Genomic DNA, 16,296 nt, shown 5'->3' on the forward strand with positions numbered 1-16,296 from the left:
ACTCTTACATGCCGAGAGGAAACCTGCTGCCGGCTGGCCACGGGCCGGGCAAGCGGAAAAGGGCATTCCTGGATGACGACATTGCAGCAGGTGGCGATAAGAGCAGGATGCTCCCTGGCGACCGCGAGCCGGGCGCTCAATCGCTACGGCAATGTCAGCGACCGCATGGTCCGCAGGGTCCGCCGCGCAGCGGCGGAACTCGGTTATAAGGCGATACATTCCGCGGCCGGCAGGCCCGGACAACGGCCGGTCGTCGGCGTGCTGATCCCCAGCATCACCAATCCCGTCTTCGCCTCCTCGCTTTCCAGCATCCAGAACCGCATGCTGGTTGCCGGCCATGGGGTGCTGATCGCCCAGTCGAACTACGACCCTGCACGCGAGGCGGATGCGGTCGCCTCGCTTCTCAACGACCGGCCGACCGGCCTGATCCTGACGGTTTGCGATCCCGGCACGAGTGTCGCCCTCACGTCCTCGTTGCCGCCAACCGTGCTTCTCAACAACCTGCCGACCCCGCTGTTTCCCGCGGCCGTGACGGTGGACAATCGCGGCGCCGGCCGCGAGCTGACCCAGATGCTGATCGATCTCGGCCATCGACGCATCCTGTTCGTTTCCGGAAATTTCGCGGCTTCCGACCGCGCACGTCGCCGGCATGAAGGTTATCGCGAAGCGATGATCAAGGATGGCCTTGCACCGTTGGAAGCGGTCCAGATCCCCTTCGTCAACGGCTACGATCAGCTTGACCTCGGCGCGGCGCTCGTGGCCGCCACGCCGACGGCGATCATCGCTTCCAACGATCTCCTTGCGCTCGGCGTCATCGGCGCGCTCAGGCGTGACGGACTTTCCGTGCCGCGCGATATTTCCGTGGCCGGTTTCGACGGGATCGCCATCGCACGGCTGATGGATCCGCCGCTGACGACGGTGGAGATGCCGGACGCGAGCATGGGAGCGGCCGCCGCCTCGCTGCTGCTGGACATTGCGGAAAACGCCGCACCCGCCCGCCATCTCGATATCGCCTACATGTTGCGCCGGGGCGGCACGGTGCGTGCCATCTGAGCGTCGTCCCTCAATGCAAAAATCGCCACCTCCCGGACCGGAGGCGGCGACTTTCTTGGTCGGTCATGCGATCAGCTGCGCGGCAGCAGGCCCTTCACTTCGGCAGCGGCGTCTTCGAGCGCCTGCTTCGGGGTGGCCTGCTGTTCGACGATGCGCGACAGGTTCTCGACGATCGCCTGGGTGACCTTGACGCCGTTGGTGCCCGGGAAGGCGTACCACGGAACCATGCGGTCCATTTGGCTGAGGCCGGCGACGAACAGCGGGTTCTGCTTGTAGAAGTTGCCGAGATATTCTGGCGACTTGGCGGCAAGCTCGTTGTTCGGAACGTAGCCGGTGCCCGGAACGACGACCGAGGCGCCGTAGGGGCCGGCGGCGAACTTGGCGAACTTCCAGGCGGCCTGCTGCTTTTCGGCATTGCGGGCGAGGATGACGACGGCGTTGCCGCCGGTCGGCAGCTTGCCCTTGACCGGGTCGATCAGCGGGATCTGCGCGGTGCGCAGGTCGAACTTGTCGCCGACGCTCTTGATCGTGTTGCGCAGAGCGCCGGTCGTCTTGAACTCGATGCCGACCTTGCCGGCGAAGAAGGCCTGTTCACCGGCCTGGGCGGTGAATACGGGCAGGCCACCCTTCTTGACCATCTGGTCGAGAACGTTGACGGCCTTCTCGCCTTCCGGGCCTGCGAATGCGACGGATTTTTCGTCGGCGCCCAGCATTTGGCCGCCCGCGCCGAACAGCAGTGCCGAGAACATCCAGTCGTCGCCCTGCCAGCGGAAGTCGATGCCTTCGACACCGTTGCCGAGCGCCTTGATCTTGGCGCCGAGCGCGATGACTTCATCCCAGGTCTTCGGGGGAACATCCGGATTGCCGCCGGCCGCCTTCACCAGGTCGGCATTGTAGTACATGATCGGGTTCGACGTCGCGAAAGCGAGGCCGACCTGCTTGCCCTTGACCTGGGCGAGCTTGAGGATGTTATCGGAAAAGCCGAGCTTGCCCATATCGCCTTCCTTGGCGATGAACGGAGCGAGATCGACCGGGATGTCGCGCTCCTGAACCATGCGCAGGCGGTTGAGGCCGATGAAGGTCAGGTCCGGCATTTCCGCCGTGCCGGCCTGGCGCATGATGAGCTGGATGCCCTCTTCATAGGTGGCCGACGGATTGGCGAACTGGATCTTGATGTCCGGATTTTCTTCCATGAACTTCTTCGAGATCGTGTCCATCACGTCCTTGAAGAAGCCCGGCATCGGGTAATGCACGGTCAATGTCGTTTCGGCATGGGCCGGAAGCGACACCGTCATGGCAATCGCCGCGGCGGCGACAAACTTGGTGATATGCTTCATCGCATGGTCTCCTGGTTGATGCCGGTCAGCCTTTGAGACCGGTCATTGTGATGCCCTCGACGAAGCGCTTCTGTGCCAGAAGGAAAGCCGCAACGAGGGGTGTGGTGATGATCAGCGTGGCGGCCATCAGCGCGCCGTAGTCGTCGCCCGCCTCGGCGGCGCGGAAATAGAGAAGGCCGAGCGGCGGCGTCGCATAGGCCTGGTTGGAAACGACGATCAGCGGCCAATAAAGGTCGTTCCAGTGGGCGACGACCGAGAAGATCGCGAAGGCGGTGATCGCCGGCCAGGCATTGGGTACGATGACGCGGGCGATGATGCCGGTTTCCGACATGCCGTCGAGGCGGGCGGCGTGGATCAGGTCGTCCGGCATGGCGCGAAAGAATTGCAAAAACAGGAAGATGCCGAACACCGAAATGGCGAAGGGAGCGACCAGCGCGAAATAGCTGTTGAGCACCGCCATGCGGTCGAAGGCGACGTAGAGCGGCAGGGCGGTGGCGTGGATCGGCACCAGGAGGCCGAGCATGACCAGCACCATCATCAGCCTTGCGGCGCGGAATTTCAGCTTCGCCATGGCATAGGCGCAGGGTATGGCGATGATCACCTGTAAAACGAAGATCAGGGTGCAGACCACAACACCATTCCACAACAGCGTCGTCATCGAGACGCGGGTCAGCGCCTTGGTGAAATTGGCGACATAGGACCAGTGCTGCGGGACGAGCGACAGCGACGAGGAGAAGATGTCGCTCTGCGCCTTGCCGGCGGTCGAGATCATGAAGATGTAGGGGGCGAGGAAGATCACCGCACCGAAGATCAGGATCGACAGGCGGACGGCGCGCCCGAAAGTGAAGGCCTGCGCGTTCATGAGTAGTGCACCTGCTTGTCCTGGATCCGGTACTGGAGGAACATCAGCACCACCAGGATGATCAGAAAAACCACCGTCATCGCCGAGGCGTAACCGACCTTCAGGTAGACGAACCCTTCCTGGTAGATGGTGAAGAGCAGCACTTCGGAAGCCTTGTTCGGCCCGCCTTCGGTCAGTGTCTTGACCGTTTCGAAGACCTTGACCGCGTTGATGATGCTGATCGTTGTGACGAACAGCGTCGTCGGACCGAGCATCGGCCAGGTGACCAGCCGGAACCGGTCGAAGGCGGAGCGGGCGCCGTCGACATGCGCCGCGTGATAGAGCTCGCGGGGGATCGCGGTGAGGCCGGCAAGGAAGAGGACGAGATTGAAGCCGACCGACTGCCAGATGCCGATGATCGACAGGCTGTAGAGGACGGATGTCGAGGCCCCGAGCCAGTTGGGGCGCGGCAGGCCGCCGAGCGCCAGAAGCGCGTTGATCGGCCCGATCGTCGGGTGGAAGAGGTATTGCCAGACGGTCGCCATGGCGACGAGCAGCGAGGCGACCGGCAGGAAATAGGCGGTTCTGAAGAAGGACCGGCCGATAGTCTCGCTTTCGATCAGCATCGCGAGGCCCAGCGCCATGAAGATCGAGACGGGTGCGACGATCGCCGTGTAGACGGTCGTATTCCAGAGCGAGCGGCGGAAGGTCCGGTCGGTGAAGAGATCGGCGTAATTGTCGAAACCGACGAAACGGAAGCCGGCATAACCGAGCTCGTAGTCGGTGAAGCCGAATGTGATGACCAGGGCAACCGGCAGCAGGATGAAGACGAACAGAAGCACCATCGCCGGCAGCGACAGGGCGAGTGCGGCGCGTGCTTCCTGCCGGTCGGCGGCCGAGCGGACGGGTTTCCTGACGATCGGGGTCGCCGTGGCGATCGCCTCAGCCATGGGCCGTCTCCAGCGGAGCGGCGGCGCCCGTCGGAGCCGAGCGCAGTCGATGACCATCTTCGGCAAAGAAGAAAAGCCGGTCTGGGTCGAAGTCGAGACGTACCGGCATGGCGGCGGCAAGACCGGCGCCTTCGGCGGGCGAAAGTTTGGCGACGACCGGTTCGCCGATCGCATCCAGCCGGCAATAGGCGATGATCTCGGAGCCCAGGAATTCGAGGCGCTCGATACGGGCCGGCAGGCCCTGCTGGCCGGATCGATGAACGCGGACGAATTCCGGCCGGATGCCGATCGTCACCCGTGCCCCGGCCGAGGCCGTTTCGCGGGAGAGGCCGAGGCTGACATCGCCGAGTGTTACCCTGCCGTCGGCACCGACCACCGACTGGAAGAGGTTGATGCGCGGCTGTCCGATGAAGCGGGCCACTTCGACATGGGCCGGATCGTCGTAGATGACCTGTGGCGATGCGAGCTGCAGCAGCGAACCGCCGATCATCACGGCGACGCGGTCGGCCATGGACAGCGCTTCGGCCTGGTCATGGGTGACGTAGAGCGTCGGCACGCCGGCGCGGCGGTGCAATTCGACGATCTCGCCGCGGGCATGGACGCGCAGGTTAGCATCGAGGTTGGAAAGCGGCTCGTCCATTAGAAAGACCGCCGGACGACGCACCATGGCGCGGCCGAGCGCGACGCGCTGACGCTGGCCACCGGACATCTGGCCGGGTTTGCGGTCAAGCAGGTGGTCGATCTTCAGCGATACCGCCATCTCGCGCACGTCGCGCTTGATTTCGGTTATCGCCTTGCGCTGGCCGGGCATCAGCGGGCCGACCAGCGGCAGTCGCTGCGCGCCCGTCAGCCTGCGCATCAACAGCGGCACGGCGATGTTCTGCGCGGCCGTCAGATGGGGATAGAGCGCGTAGGACTGGAACACCATGGCGATGTTGCGGTCGGCCGCCGGTACCGAAGACAGGTCGCGGTCGCCGAGCATGATCTCGCCGGAGTCGGCGCTTTCGAGGCCGGCGAGGATGCGCAGAAGCGTGCTCTTGCCGCAGCCGGACGGGCCGACGAGGGCGATGAACTCACCCGGACCGGCATCCAGGCTGACGCCCTTGAGGATGGCGTTGCCGGAGAAGGATTTTTCGATGCCGCGAAGCGAAAGAGCGGTCATTCGGCGCTCTCCGTTTGCTTGGAATTGGTCGGATAGACTTCCTCGATGACGTCGTCGAGGACATAGGCCGTCATGCCTGGCACGGCGACGATATCGCTTTGAACGTTGTCGCCGAATTCGTGCACGACGGCGCCGACCAGCCGCTCGCCCGGCATTTCGCGGACCATCTTGTCGAGGATGAAGGCGGCCGACGGACCCCAGGTGAGGGCGGTGTTCTCGAAACGGCCCTGCCAGGCCCAGTGCAGGTGACCGCTTGCGAACAGCGCCACGTCATGGGCGGCGATCAGGTCGTAGAGACGCTTGCGTTGCGCCGGGCGGACGCTCCAGTACCCCGTGTCGCCCTCATGCGGCTCGTCGACGAATAGCGGCTTGTGGGCAAACAGCGCGATGCGGCGGCCGCTACGCTCTTCCAGGGTCTCGCGCAGCCATTCGAACTGGGCTTCTTCTTCCTCGTCCTCATGACCGAGCAGGAGCGAGTTGAGGCCGACGAAACGCCAGTCGGCGGTATCTTCGAACCAGCGGTCCTCTCCGACGAGGTCCCGCCAGCGCTTGAGGCGCCCGGCGTTGACCGGCTGTTCGGAACCCGGCAGGTGGCCGACATCGTGATTGCCCGGCAGGATCAGCATCGGGATCGACGTCTGCCGCATCAGGTCCATGCAGAACGTGATGTCGCCCGGCTTGTCGGCGCCATCGACGGTCAGATCCCCCGTATGGATGATGAGATCGGCCCGGGTGTCCTCGATCCAGGTCAGCAGCGGCGCCCAGTTGCCGTTGAAATGCTGCTTTTCCGGGCTGAAATGGGTGTCGGTAATCTGAATGATCTTCACGGCAGCTCTCCGGTCTCGCAAATACCTTTCGCAAGTGCGAAGGTCTTTACGGTTCCTTAGAGCGCTATCGTGTCAGGCCGGTTACAGAGTTTTCCAGCCTTCTTTCATTTCTGTCACAAAACTGCAAAGCAGGCCGTTTTCCGGCCCGTCCCTTCACCCGCTGTCGCCGTCGACGAGCGACATCGGCCAAAGTTTCCTGCGCACGACCTGAGGATAAAGATCCTCATAAGCGGGCATGGTCGACAGCAGGCTTTCGCCAAGCGCGATGCCGAGGTCCCGGAGAGAGAGCTCGAAGCCGGTCAGGTTCGGCGAGAGAAACCGTGCCTGCGGGCTCTGGCGGCCGATGATGGCGAGGTCGCGGCCCGGTCGGAGCCCAACCTCTTCGAGGCCATGGTACAGTCCTGTCACCAGGGTCTCGTTGACGAGGATGACGGCCGTGGGCGGCTCGCCACTGTCCCTGATCTGCCGGGCGACCGCGTAACCTCCGGCTTCGTTGGGAGTGGTGCGGAAAATGTGATTTTCGGCAAGCGTGAGGCCGTGCCGCGCCAGGACCATCCGGCAGCGTTCGATAAAGACATAACCGAGATTGAGATCCCCGTGGGGCCAGACGAAGCCTATGCGGGTGTGCCCGCCGCGCACCAGGCGCTCGATCGACATCTCCGCCATGCCCTCGAAATCCAGATCGATCCATGGCTGGCCGACATCGGTAAGGCTTCGTCCCAGGGTGATGAAGGGAATGGAATGCCGCGCGAGAAGCTCCAGGCGCGGATCATGGCGACGCGTCGCCGACAGGATGATGCCGTCTGCGAAACCGCGCGCAACCATCCGCTTGAGGTAGTCGTCTGGATCCTCCTCGGACGAACACAGAAGCGCGACGAGATCGAGCTTGTGGCGCGCCAGCACGGTCTGCACCCCGTCGAAGACGCTCATGAAGAAGATATCGCCCTGGCCGGTGATTTCCCGGCCGGTCTGCATCATGAAGCCGATCACCCCCGTCGAGCCCTTGCGCAGCGCCCGCCCGGACTGGTTGGCGACATAACCGAGACGTTCGGCGGCTTCGAGGACACGCCGGCGCGTTTCCTCGTTCACGTCCGGCTTGCCGTTCAGTGCGCGCGAGACCGTGCCGATCGAAATGTCGAGGTGTTCCGCCAGCCGCCGAATGCCTTTCATGAGCCCGTCCTATCAGACCGTAATCGTTTTCGGAAATCCTATTGACAGAAACCATCATCTGTAAATAGGATCGTAAACGTTTACGGAAACCGGTGAAGGAGCATCGGCACCGTTTGCGAGGAGGACATCGTGACATTGAAGGCCGTTCTATGCGGGTGCGGAGCCATGGCTCATGGGTGGATGCGGGCGTTGAAGACGACGCCGGGTCTTGCCGAAACCATCACCGTCGTCGGGCTGGTTGATCTCGACCGCTCCGTCGCCTTGGCGCTTGCCGAAGCTTTCGACCTGAAGGATGTGGCGATCGGTACGGATCTCGACCGGGTGCTGGAAGAGACCGGCGCCGAGCTTCTGTTCGATATCGTCGTGCCCTCCGCCCGCAAGGCCGTCGTCGCCTCCGGCCTCCGCCACGGTTGCCACGTGTTGAGCGAAAAGCCGATGGCCACGTCGCTTGGTGAGGCGAGAGAGCTCATTGCGCTCTCCGAAGGGGCCGGGCGGATTCATGCGGTGGTACAGAACCGGCGCTTCATCTCCGGTATCCGCCGGATGCGCCGCTTCGTCGAACTCGGCGCGATCGGTGAATTGACCGGCGTCCATTGCGATTTTTTCATAGCTCCGCATTTCGGCGGCTTCCGCGAGCAGATGGATAATGTGCTCCTGCTCGACATGGCGATCCACACGTTTGATGCGGCCCGTTTTGTCAGCGGGAAGCGTCCCTTGTCGGTCTATTGCCTTGAAACCAACCCGGCCGGTTCCTGGTACGCCCATGGGGCCTCGGCCAATGCCGTCTTCCGCCTTTCCGACGATGTCGTCTTCACCTATCGCGGCTCATGGTGCGCCGAGGGCCGCCGCACGAGCTGGGAAAGCGCCTGGCGGCTGGTCGGCTCGAAGGGAATGCTGACCTGGGACGGCGAGGAAACCTTCGATGCAACGATTGCCGGCAGCGGGGAGGGGCTGTTGCTCGGCCATCAGCCGATCGACGTGCCGCCGGCGCCGCGCGAGGAGGAAACGCTGGGCCATGCAAGCGTGATCACCGATTTCCTCGACGCGATCCGCTCCGGTCGGCCACCCGAGACGGTGGGAGCCGACAATATCAAGAGCCTGGCCATGGTGTTCGGCGCCATCGAGAGCGCGCGGACCGGCCAAGCCGTCGCCATTCAAATATGAGGATCGAGCCATGAGCAACCCAGCCAAATCCATCCGTATCGGCACGATGATCCGCAGCACCAAAGGCGGCGCGGCCGAGCGTATCGCCCAGATCGCCGACATGGGCTTCGAAAGTTTTCAGCCTTTCTTCTGGCAGACGACGAACGGCCAGGATCTGGCGGAACTCGGCAAGCGCTGCCGCGATGCGATCGGCGATCGCGACATCACCATCCAGGCGCTCGGCATGTTCGGCAATCCGCTGGAAGAAACCGAAATCGATCTCCAGACGCTGCAGGGCTGGAAGGATTGCATCGACAACGCCCACCATTTCGGTGCGACCTGCGTTGCAGGTTTTACCGGAAGGCTGCGCGGACGGCCGATCCCGGAAAGCCTGCCGCGCTACCGGCAGATCTGGAGCGAGCTCGCAAAACGTGCCGCCGACAAGGGCGTCAAGATCGCCTTCGAGAATTGCGCCATGGACGGCAACTGGCAGACAGGCGACTGGAACCTCGCCCACAATCCGGATGCCTGGGAGCTGATCTTCAACGAGACGCCGGACGACCATATCGGCCTCGAATGGGAGCCGTGCCATCAGATGGTCTATCTGATCGAGCCGCTGCCGCAGATCCGCAAATGGGCATCGAAGATCTTTCACGTGCACGGCAAGGACGCGACGATCCGCTGGGACGTCATCCGGGAGCACGGGATTTTCGGCAAGCATCCCTTCGTTTTCATGCGCACGCCCGGTTTCGGCGACACGAAGTGGACCGATGTCATCTCGGAACTGAGGCTCGCGGGCTGGTCGGGCTCGATCGACATCGAGGGCTGGCACGACCCCGTCTATCGCGACGAGCTGGAAATGACCGGCCAGGTGCATGCCTTGAACTATCTGAAGTCATGCCGAGGCGGCGATTTCGTCACCGATCCGGTATGACGCAAACCGCTCCCCGTGCCGGCCTGGAGGAGGCCGGCGCCAGGAGCACAATCTGAAGGAGGAGAGCATGGGTATTCGCAAATTGGCTTTAGTCGGCGCGCTCGCGGTTGCCAGCATGTCGGCATTCTATGTCTCGGCCCGCGCCGAGGACGTGAAAATCACCGTCTGGTCGCTTGACCGCGACATTCAGCCGGCTCCGAACCTCATCAAGGATTTCAACAACCTGAAGACCGGGATCACGGTCGAATATCGCCAGATCCAGTTCGACGACGTGGTGAGCGAGGCTATGCGCGCTTATTCGACCGGCCAGGCGCCCGATATCATCGCCGTCGACAATCCGGAACACGCGCTGTTTTCCTCGCGCGGAGCATTCCTCGACCTGACGGACATGATTTCTCAATCGAGTGTCGTGAAGCCTGCAAACTATTATCCCGGTCCGCTGAAATCGGTGATGTGGAAGGACCGCTATTTCGGCATTCCAAAGGCGACCAACACGATCGCGCTCTACTACAACAAGGATATGTTCAAGGCGAAGGGGCTGGATCCGGCCAAGCCGCCGCAGACCTGGGCGGAACTCCTCGATACGGCACGCAAGCTCACCGATCCCGCAAAGAACGTCTACGGCATCACATTCTCGGCGAAGGCGAACGAGGAGGGGACCTTCCAGTTCCTGCCCTGGGCGCAGATGGGCGGCGGCGGTTATGACAAGATCAACACGCCCGGTGCCGTGAAAGCGCTCCAAACCTGGAAGACGATCATCGACGAGAAGCTCGCGTCCCGCGATACGCTCACCCGCAGCCAGTGGGATTCGACCGGAACCTTCAATTCCGGCAATGCGGCCATGGCGATTTCCGGCCCCTGGGAGCTGGATCGCATGGTGAAGGAGGCGAAGTTCGATTGGGGTGTCGCGCTGCTGCCGCTTCCTGAAGCCGATGCGAAACGTTCGTCCGCCATGGGTGACTTCAACTGGGCGATCTTCGCCAACTCCAAACATCCGAAGGAAGCCTTCAAGGTGCTGGAATATTTCGTCTCGCAGGACAATCGGATGTTCAAGGATTTCGGCCAGCTTCCGGCTCGCTCCGATCTTGCCATTCCGCCGACCGGCCAGCCGCTCAAGGACGCCGCCCTGAAGGTCTTCCAGGAGCAGTTGAAGTTCGCGCAGCCCCGCGGACCGCATCCCGCGTGGCCCAAGATTTCCAAGGCGATCCAGGATGCCATCCAGGCGGCCCTGTCCGGTCAGATGAGCGCCCAGGAGGCACTCGACCAGGCCGACAAGAAGATCAAGGCCGTGCTTGGCTAAGAAGCCGCGGGCCCATGGCTCGGGCGACTTGCCTTCGCTCCCTCCCGTCTACCCCTCGGGAAGAGGAGAAGAAGGCACCATTCCTCCCGGCCGGGGCCGCGATGGCTTGCCGCGCGGCTCCGGACCGGAAGATCGGCGCAGATCCGGAGGTGTTATGAGAAGACTGCTTCTTTCCATCCGCGACGGGCGCGGTTTCGATATCGGCCTTGTTTCGGTACCGCTCATCTTCCTGTTTGCGATGGCCGGCCTGCCGCTCCTCTACAACATCGTGATGAGTTTTCAGGAAGTGGACATGTTCAGCCTCGGGACTTTCGCGCGGCCGTTCGTGGGTTTCAAGAATTACATCACCCTGTTCTCGCAGCCCGAGACCTGGCCGATCCTGGGGAATACGGCGATCTTCGTGGCCGCATCGATCGCCGGGCAATTCACCATCGGTTTTGCGCTGGCGCTTTTTTTCTGGACCGGCTTTCCGGGTTCCTCCTGGCTGCGCGGGCTTTTCCTCGTGTCCTGGGTCATGCCCGGTCTGGTCGTCGGCGCCATCTGGAACTGGATCCTTTCCGGCGACTTCGGCGTGCTGAACTTTCTTCTCAAGGAGTCCGGGCTCGTTTCCGCCAATATATTCTGGCGTTCCGATCCGAACTTCTCTCTCTGGGCGGTGGTCATCGCCAATATCTGGCTCGGCATTTCCTTCAACATGATCCTGCTCTCGGTCGGCCTGTCGGCCATTCCCCAGGATCTCTACGAGGCCGCCGAGCTCGACGGTGCCAATGTCGTCCAGCGGTTCTACACCATCACCTTGCCGATGATGCGTTCCTCGATCGGCGCGCTCGTTGCGCTTGGCCTGATCTTCACCCTGCAGCAGTTCGATCTCTTCGCGGCCATCACCGCCGGCGGCCCCAACAATTCATCGAACGTGGCGCAATACTGGGCCTGGGACCTGTCCTTCCGCCAGTACGACTTCGCGCAAGGAGCAACGATCTCCGTCATCATGATCGTCTTCGTGATGTTTGCGTCGGTCGTCTATGTGCGCTCGACCCGGCATGAGGTGCGGGGATGACCATGGCCCTTCGCGACAAGCTCATGCTGATGGTGGCCGTCCTGCTCGCGGCGGTCTACCTCTTTCCGCTCTACTGGATGTACGTGACCGCGCTGAAGACGGGATCGGCGATGTTCGCATCGCCGCCTTCATTCTGGCCATCCGATCCGCAATGGAGCATATACGGGTCGGTCTGGGAGAGCCGCAATGTCGGCCGTTATCTCTGGAACTCCTTGGTGATCGCCTCCGGCGCCGTCTCGCTGATCGTCATCCTCGGCACGGGCTGCGCCTATGTGCTGGCGCGCTACCGCAATGCCTGGGTGGATGTCGGCCTGTTCCTGATCCTCATGCTGCAGGTGCTGCCGGCATCGCTGATGATCACGCCGATCTTCGTCGGCTTTTCGCAGCTCGGCCTGCTGGATTACCCGCGCGTCGCCGTCATCCTGGCGATCGCCGCCAAGAGCATGCCCTTCTTCGTCGTCCTGGTCAGGGCGGCCTTCATGAGCGTGCCGATGGAACTGGAGGAGGCGGCGCTGGTCGACGGCAATTCCCGTTTCGGCGCCTTCTTCCACATCGTGCTGCCGCTCGCCCGCAACGGCATTCTCGTCAGCGCCATCCTGATCTTCATGCAGGCCTTCGGGGAGTTCGTCTATTCGAAGTCGATGATCCAGGCGATCGAATATCAGCCGGCAAGCGTCGGGCTGAATTCCTTCATGGGGCCGAACACCAACGAATGGAACAACATCATGGCCTATGCCGCGATGTATGTGACGCCGATCCTCGCCATCTTCGTTCTCTTGCAACGCCGGATCGTTTCCGGCCTGACGTCCGGAGCCCTCAAATGACCCTGCATCAGATCGAACTTTCGGGCGTGAACAAATATTACGGCGCCTACCATGCGTTGCGGGACATCGACCTGAAGATCCGCAAGGGCTCCTTCGTGGCGCTCGTCGGCCCGTCCGGCTGTGGAAAGTCCACATTGCTGCGTTCGCTGGCCGGGCTCGAATCCATCTCGGCTGGAGACCTGGTCATCGCGGGTACCCGGATGAACGGCGTTCCTCCCCGCAAGCGGGATCTTGCCATGGTCTTCCAGTCCTATGCGCTGTACCCGCACATGACGGTCGAGGAAAATCTCACCTACAGCCTGCGCATGCGAGGCGTCGGCAAGGAGGAGGCCAGGCGAAAGGCGGAGGAGGTGGCCACCACGACGGGCCTTTCGGCCCTTCTCGGGCGCTATCCGCGCGAGCTTTCGGGCGGTCAGCGTCAGCGCGTGGCGATGAGCCGGGCGATCATCCGCAATCCCAAGGCCTTTTTGTTCGACGAGCCGCTGTCCAATCTCGATGCCGCCTTGCGTGTCCACATGCGCAAGGAGATCCGTGCTCTCCACGACCGGCTGGGAGCGACATCCGTCTACGTCACCCATGACCAGGTCGAGGCGATGACGATGGCCGATCATGTGGTGGTCATGCGTCAGGGCGTGATCGAGCAACAGGGCGCGCCGCTCGAACTCTACGACCGGCCGGCCAACCAGTTCGTGGCGGGGTTCATCGGTTCGCCGGCCATGAATTTCGTGCCCGCTCAGGCGGGACCGGACGGACGCTCCGTCGTCCTCGATCTGGGCACGCCTCACACCGTGGCGCTGACGAAATCCGTCGAGGCCGGTAGGGTGCTGATCGTGGGAATCCGGCCGGAGCATCTCCAGCTTGCGGGCGAGGCGGATGCGGGGCTCCGCTTGCCGGTCGGAAGTGTCGAAAGCACCGGCGCGGCCACTTATGTCACGACCGCGACGCAACCGGAACTGGTCGTGGTCCTCAACAGCCGCGTCTCCATCCGCCCCGGAGAGACGCTTCCACTTCATCTCGATCCGGCCCACTTGCACCTTTTCGACAGGGAAACGCAGATACGCCTCGCTTGAAATGCCCCCGGCTGCCTTCGCCGATGAGCACAGGAAAGGCGGCAGACTGATCCGGGGGTGGCGCCCTGGATCGCGCGAAAATTTCAGGTGCCAAACCTTGCTGCCGCTTGGCATAAAGGTAATGGCCACCTTCTCAGCTCGGGCTGCGCCGTGGAACTCATGCATCAATCGAACCGGTCGAGGTCAGACATGAAAATCGCTTCCGTCCAACCCTTCATTCTTCATCTTCCGCTCACCTCGGCCTCCATCTCGGATTCGACCCACAGCATCACCCATTGGGGCGTCGTCGGTACGAAGATCGTCACCACCGACGGTCTGGAGGGCTACGGCTTCACGGGCACGCATGCGCACCTTGCCTCCGACCGGCTGATCACCGCCTGCATCAGCGATTGTTATGCACCGCTATTGATTGGCGAAGATGCTTCCGATCACCAGCGCCTCTGGACGAAGCTCGCCCGATACCCGTCGCTGCAATGGGTCGGCCGGGCCGGGATCACGCATCTGGCGCTCGCGGCGGTGGACGTCGCTCTTTGGGATCTGAAGGCGAAGAAGGCGGAAGTGCCGCTCTGGTCCTGTCTGGGCGGCGCGCGCACGGATGCCCTCGAGGCCTACAATACCGATATCGGCTGGCTCTCCTTCGACCTGGAAACGCTTCTGCGCGGTTCGGCGAAAGCGGTCGAGGAAGACGGCTTCACCCGGCTCAAGATCAAGGTCGGGCACGAGGACCCGAATGTCGATGTCGAGCGGCTGGCGGCGGTGCGCAAGCGCGTCGGATCGAAGATTCGCATTGCCATCGACGGCAACGGCAAATGGGATCTGCCGACCTGCCAGCGCTTCTGCGCACTGGCACGGGATCTCGATATCTATTGGTTCGAGGAGCCGCTTTGGTACGATGACGTCAAGAGCCACGCTGCGCTCGCCCGCAATACGTCTATTCCGATTGCGCTCGGCGAACAGCTTTATACGGTTGACGCCTTCCGATCCTTCATCGATGCCGGGGCCGTGGCCTATGTGCAGCCGGATGTGACACGTCTTGGAGGGATTACCGAATATATTCAGGTGGCGGACCTGGCGCTCGCCAACCGGCTGCCCGTCGTGCCGCATGCGGGCGAAATGAGCCAGGTACACGTGCACATGAGCTACTGGCATCCGGCTTCGACGATTCTCGAATACATTCCGTGGATCAAGGATCACTTCGAGGAGCCTGCGAATGTCGAGGATGGCGTTTTCAGGCGGCCGCAGCGGCCCGGCGCCGGCACGACGCCGCTCGCCAGGAGCATGGAGCATTTCGGCAAGAGCCTGCGCTAGCGCGGCCGGGCAGGTATTCCCCGGAGACAACGCAAGGCGGACATCGCCGTTGATATCCATCTTCAGAAAGCGGCTGCCGAAGCAAGTATAGCGAGGTCGATCTTCCGGCGCGGGTCCTTGGTTTTATCCTTTAGGATCCGCAATTCTTCCAATGCCTGGCCAGGGTGGCTGGCGTGTGCATGTTGCCATAAAGATATTCCCAGAACGAACCGCGTTCTTCTTCCGCGATCGTGGACCAGACGGCATCGACCGCCATCTCTCCGCACCAATAAGCGTAGACAAATGGAGCGCGCAGGTCATGGCCGAGAAAGGCCAGGCGGGATCGGGTGACCGTGGGTGTCTGCAAGGAGTCGCGCGCGATATCGGGCAGGATCTCCTCGAGCGGCTTCCCTTCGCCAAGCGCGCGCCAGGCGGCCCGACACCTCAGTGCGGAACGAAGGCGTTGCAGAAGATGACCAAGATGATCTTCCGTCGTTTCGACCCAGTCGAGAAATTGCAGACCGTTGTCCGCGATACCCTCGAAAATCGCGGAACTCGCCGAGCTCGTGACGACCTGAGCGGCATCCAGAGGCATGTGTCCCTCGGCCACGCGCCGTTCCCGCAGTTTCAGATGAACGAGATGGCCGGGAAAGGCTTCGTGCACGGCCAGGTGCTTGAGGCTGAATGCGGTATAGGGAAATCCCACATTCAAGAGCACCTGTCTGCCGGGAAAATCGCAATAGGCCGAATAGGGCACGTCGCGCTGGGCAACAGGCTTGATCCATTCCGCGTCCAGCCAATCGGCATTCAACACGCTCGCCAGCCTGCCGCATCTGGCGCGCGCTTGCCGCTGAAAATCCGCAAGCACGTCGAGTACCCTGTCTTCGGGTATCCGCGCCTGTTTCTCCCAGCGCGTAAAATCCTCCAGAAGGTCTCCGCCGCGAAAGCCCAACTCGTCGAGCGCCTGGCGAATGCCGTTGTGATAACCGGCGATGATCTCGTCGGGGATGTCGCGCGTATCGGTGCGGATCTGCCGCTCCAGCCGCTCGGCAAATGTGATACGGTCACCGCGGAACGTGGCAATCAAGGCAAGCAGCGAGTCCGACATTTCGTCGAGCCAGTCGCGCCGCAATGCGGACTCGGCCCCTCCAAGCCTGTCGCGCAGGGACAGGATCGCCGCTTCCCCCTCTTCATAGCTGCCGAAATGCCGCGGCGCGACTTCGGCGACCGCAACGGGTATCAGCCCTTCAGCATCCAGAATGCCGGCATTGCGGTTGCGGCTGCGGTAAAGCAGGTCGAGGCCGGCCGTGATTGCCGCCAGTTCTCCTCCCAGTTCCATTC

General features: G+C 62.6%; 15 protein-coding genes. 8 read left to right on the forward strand and 7 right to left on the reverse strand.

Annotated elements, in window-relative coordinates:
* Positions 1-72: 72 nt before the first annotated feature.
* Positions 73-1,053, forward strand: coding sequence for a substrate-binding domain-containing protein (locus tag J2X76_RS13890; RefSeq protein WP_310217038.1), 981 nt, complete (start codon positions 73-75; stop codon positions 1,051-1,053).
* 71 nt (positions 1,054-1,124) lie between these two features.
* Here the strand turns inward: J2X76_RS13890 and J2X76_RS13895 are convergent, their stop codons facing one another.
* The 6 genes from J2X76_RS13895 to J2X76_RS13920 all read right to left on the reverse strand — a co-directional run bounded on the left by J2X76_RS13895 (position 1,125) and on the right by J2X76_RS13920 (position 7,340).
* Complete coding sequence (locus J2X76_RS13895; RefSeq protein WP_310217040.1) at positions 1,125-2,390, reverse strand: ABC transporter substrate-binding protein; 1,266 nt, start codon at positions 2,388-2,390, stop codon at positions 1,125-1,127.
* Positions 2,391-2,415: 25 nt separating this feature from the next.
* Complete coding sequence (locus tag J2X76_RS13900) at positions 2,416-3,252, reverse strand: carbohydrate ABC transporter permease (protein ID WP_310217042.1); 837 nt, start codon at positions 3,250-3,252, stop codon at positions 2,416-2,418.
* Positions 3,249-4,181 carry a sugar ABC transporter permease gene (locus J2X76_RS13905; RefSeq protein WP_310217045.1) on the reverse strand — a complete coding sequence of 311 codons (933 nt, stop codon included), beginning with the start codon at positions 4,179-4,181 and terminating at the stop codon, positions 3,249-3,251. Before J2X76_RS13905 ends, J2X76_RS13900 begins: the two co-directional genes overlap by 4 nt.
* Positions 4,174-5,343, reverse strand: coding sequence for an ABC transporter ATP-binding protein (locus tag J2X76_RS13910; RefSeq protein WP_310217048.1), 1,170 nt, complete (start codon positions 5,341-5,343; stop codon positions 4,174-4,176). Before J2X76_RS13910 ends, J2X76_RS13905 begins: the two co-directional genes overlap by 8 nt.
* Complete coding sequence (locus J2X76_RS13915) at positions 5,340-6,170, reverse strand: metallophosphoesterase (protein WP_310217050.1); 831 nt, start codon at positions 6,168-6,170, stop codon at positions 5,340-5,342. The genes J2X76_RS13910 and J2X76_RS13915 overlap by 4 nt, the downstream gene beginning before the upstream one ends.
* Before the next feature lie 153 nt (positions 6,171-6,323).
* Positions 6,324-7,340: a LacI family DNA-binding transcriptional regulator gene (locus J2X76_RS13920; RefSeq protein ID WP_310217053.1), complete on the reverse strand. Its 1,017-nt coding sequence runs from the start codon at positions 7,338-7,340 to the stop codon at positions 6,324-6,326.
* A gap of 129 nt (positions 7,341-7,469) precedes the next feature.
* Here J2X76_RS13920 and J2X76_RS13925 point away from each other — a divergent pair, with 129 nt between their 5' ends.
* The 7 genes from J2X76_RS13925 (at position 7,470) to J2X76_RS13955 (ending at position 14,976) form a co-directional block, all read left to right on the forward strand.
* Positions 7,470-8,504, forward strand: coding sequence for a Gfo/Idh/MocA family oxidoreductase (locus tag J2X76_RS13925; RefSeq protein WP_310217055.1), 1,035 nt, complete (start codon positions 7,470-7,472; stop codon positions 8,502-8,504).
* A 10-nt stretch (positions 8,505-8,514) separates the two neighbouring features.
* Entirely contained in the window at positions 8,515-9,417 is a 903-nt protein-coding gene (locus J2X76_RS13930) for a sugar phosphate isomerase/epimerase (RefSeq protein ID WP_310217058.1), read from the forward strand.
* A gap of 67 nt (positions 9,418-9,484) precedes the next feature.
* Positions 9,485-10,717, forward strand: a complete 1,233-nt coding sequence (locus J2X76_RS13935; protein WP_310217060.1) for a sugar ABC transporter substrate-binding protein — start codon at positions 9,485-9,487, stop codon at positions 10,715-10,717.
* A 154-nt stretch (positions 10,718-10,871) separates the two neighbouring features.
* The gene (locus tag J2X76_RS13940; RefSeq protein ID WP_310217063.1) at positions 10,872-11,774 is read left to right on the forward strand and encodes a sugar ABC transporter permease; all 903 of its coding nucleotides are present in this window, start codon (positions 10,872-10,874) and stop codon (positions 11,772-11,774) included.
* A complete protein-coding gene (locus tag J2X76_RS13945) occupies positions 11,771-12,598 on the forward strand; it encodes a carbohydrate ABC transporter permease (RefSeq protein WP_310217066.1) in 828 nt (275 codons plus the stop codon). The genes J2X76_RS13940 and J2X76_RS13945 overlap by 4 nt, the downstream gene beginning before the upstream one ends.
* Positions 12,595-13,668, forward strand: a complete 1,074-nt coding sequence (locus J2X76_RS13950) for a sn-glycerol-3-phosphate ABC transporter ATP-binding protein UgpC (RefSeq protein WP_310217069.1) — start codon at positions 12,595-12,597, stop codon at positions 13,666-13,668. Before J2X76_RS13945 ends, J2X76_RS13950 begins: the two co-directional genes overlap by 4 nt.
* A gap of 189 nt (positions 13,669-13,857) precedes the next feature.
* Entirely contained in the window at positions 13,858-14,976 is a 1,119-nt protein-coding gene (locus tag J2X76_RS13955) for a mandelate racemase/muconate lactonizing enzyme family protein (protein ID WP_310217071.1), read from the forward strand.
* Between the two features lie 130 nt (positions 14,977-15,106).
* Here the strand turns inward: J2X76_RS13955 and J2X76_RS13960 are convergent, their stop codons facing one another.
* Entirely contained in the window at positions 15,107-16,294 is a 1,188-nt protein-coding gene (locus J2X76_RS13960) for a hypothetical protein (RefSeq protein ID WP_310217073.1), read from the reverse strand.
* Positions 16,295-16,296: the final 2 nt, after the last annotated feature.

This window comes from Neorhizobium sp. 2083 (genome assembly GCF_031455615.1).
GTDB lineage: Bacteria > Pseudomonadota > Alphaproteobacteria > Rhizobiales > Rhizobiaceae > Neorhizobium.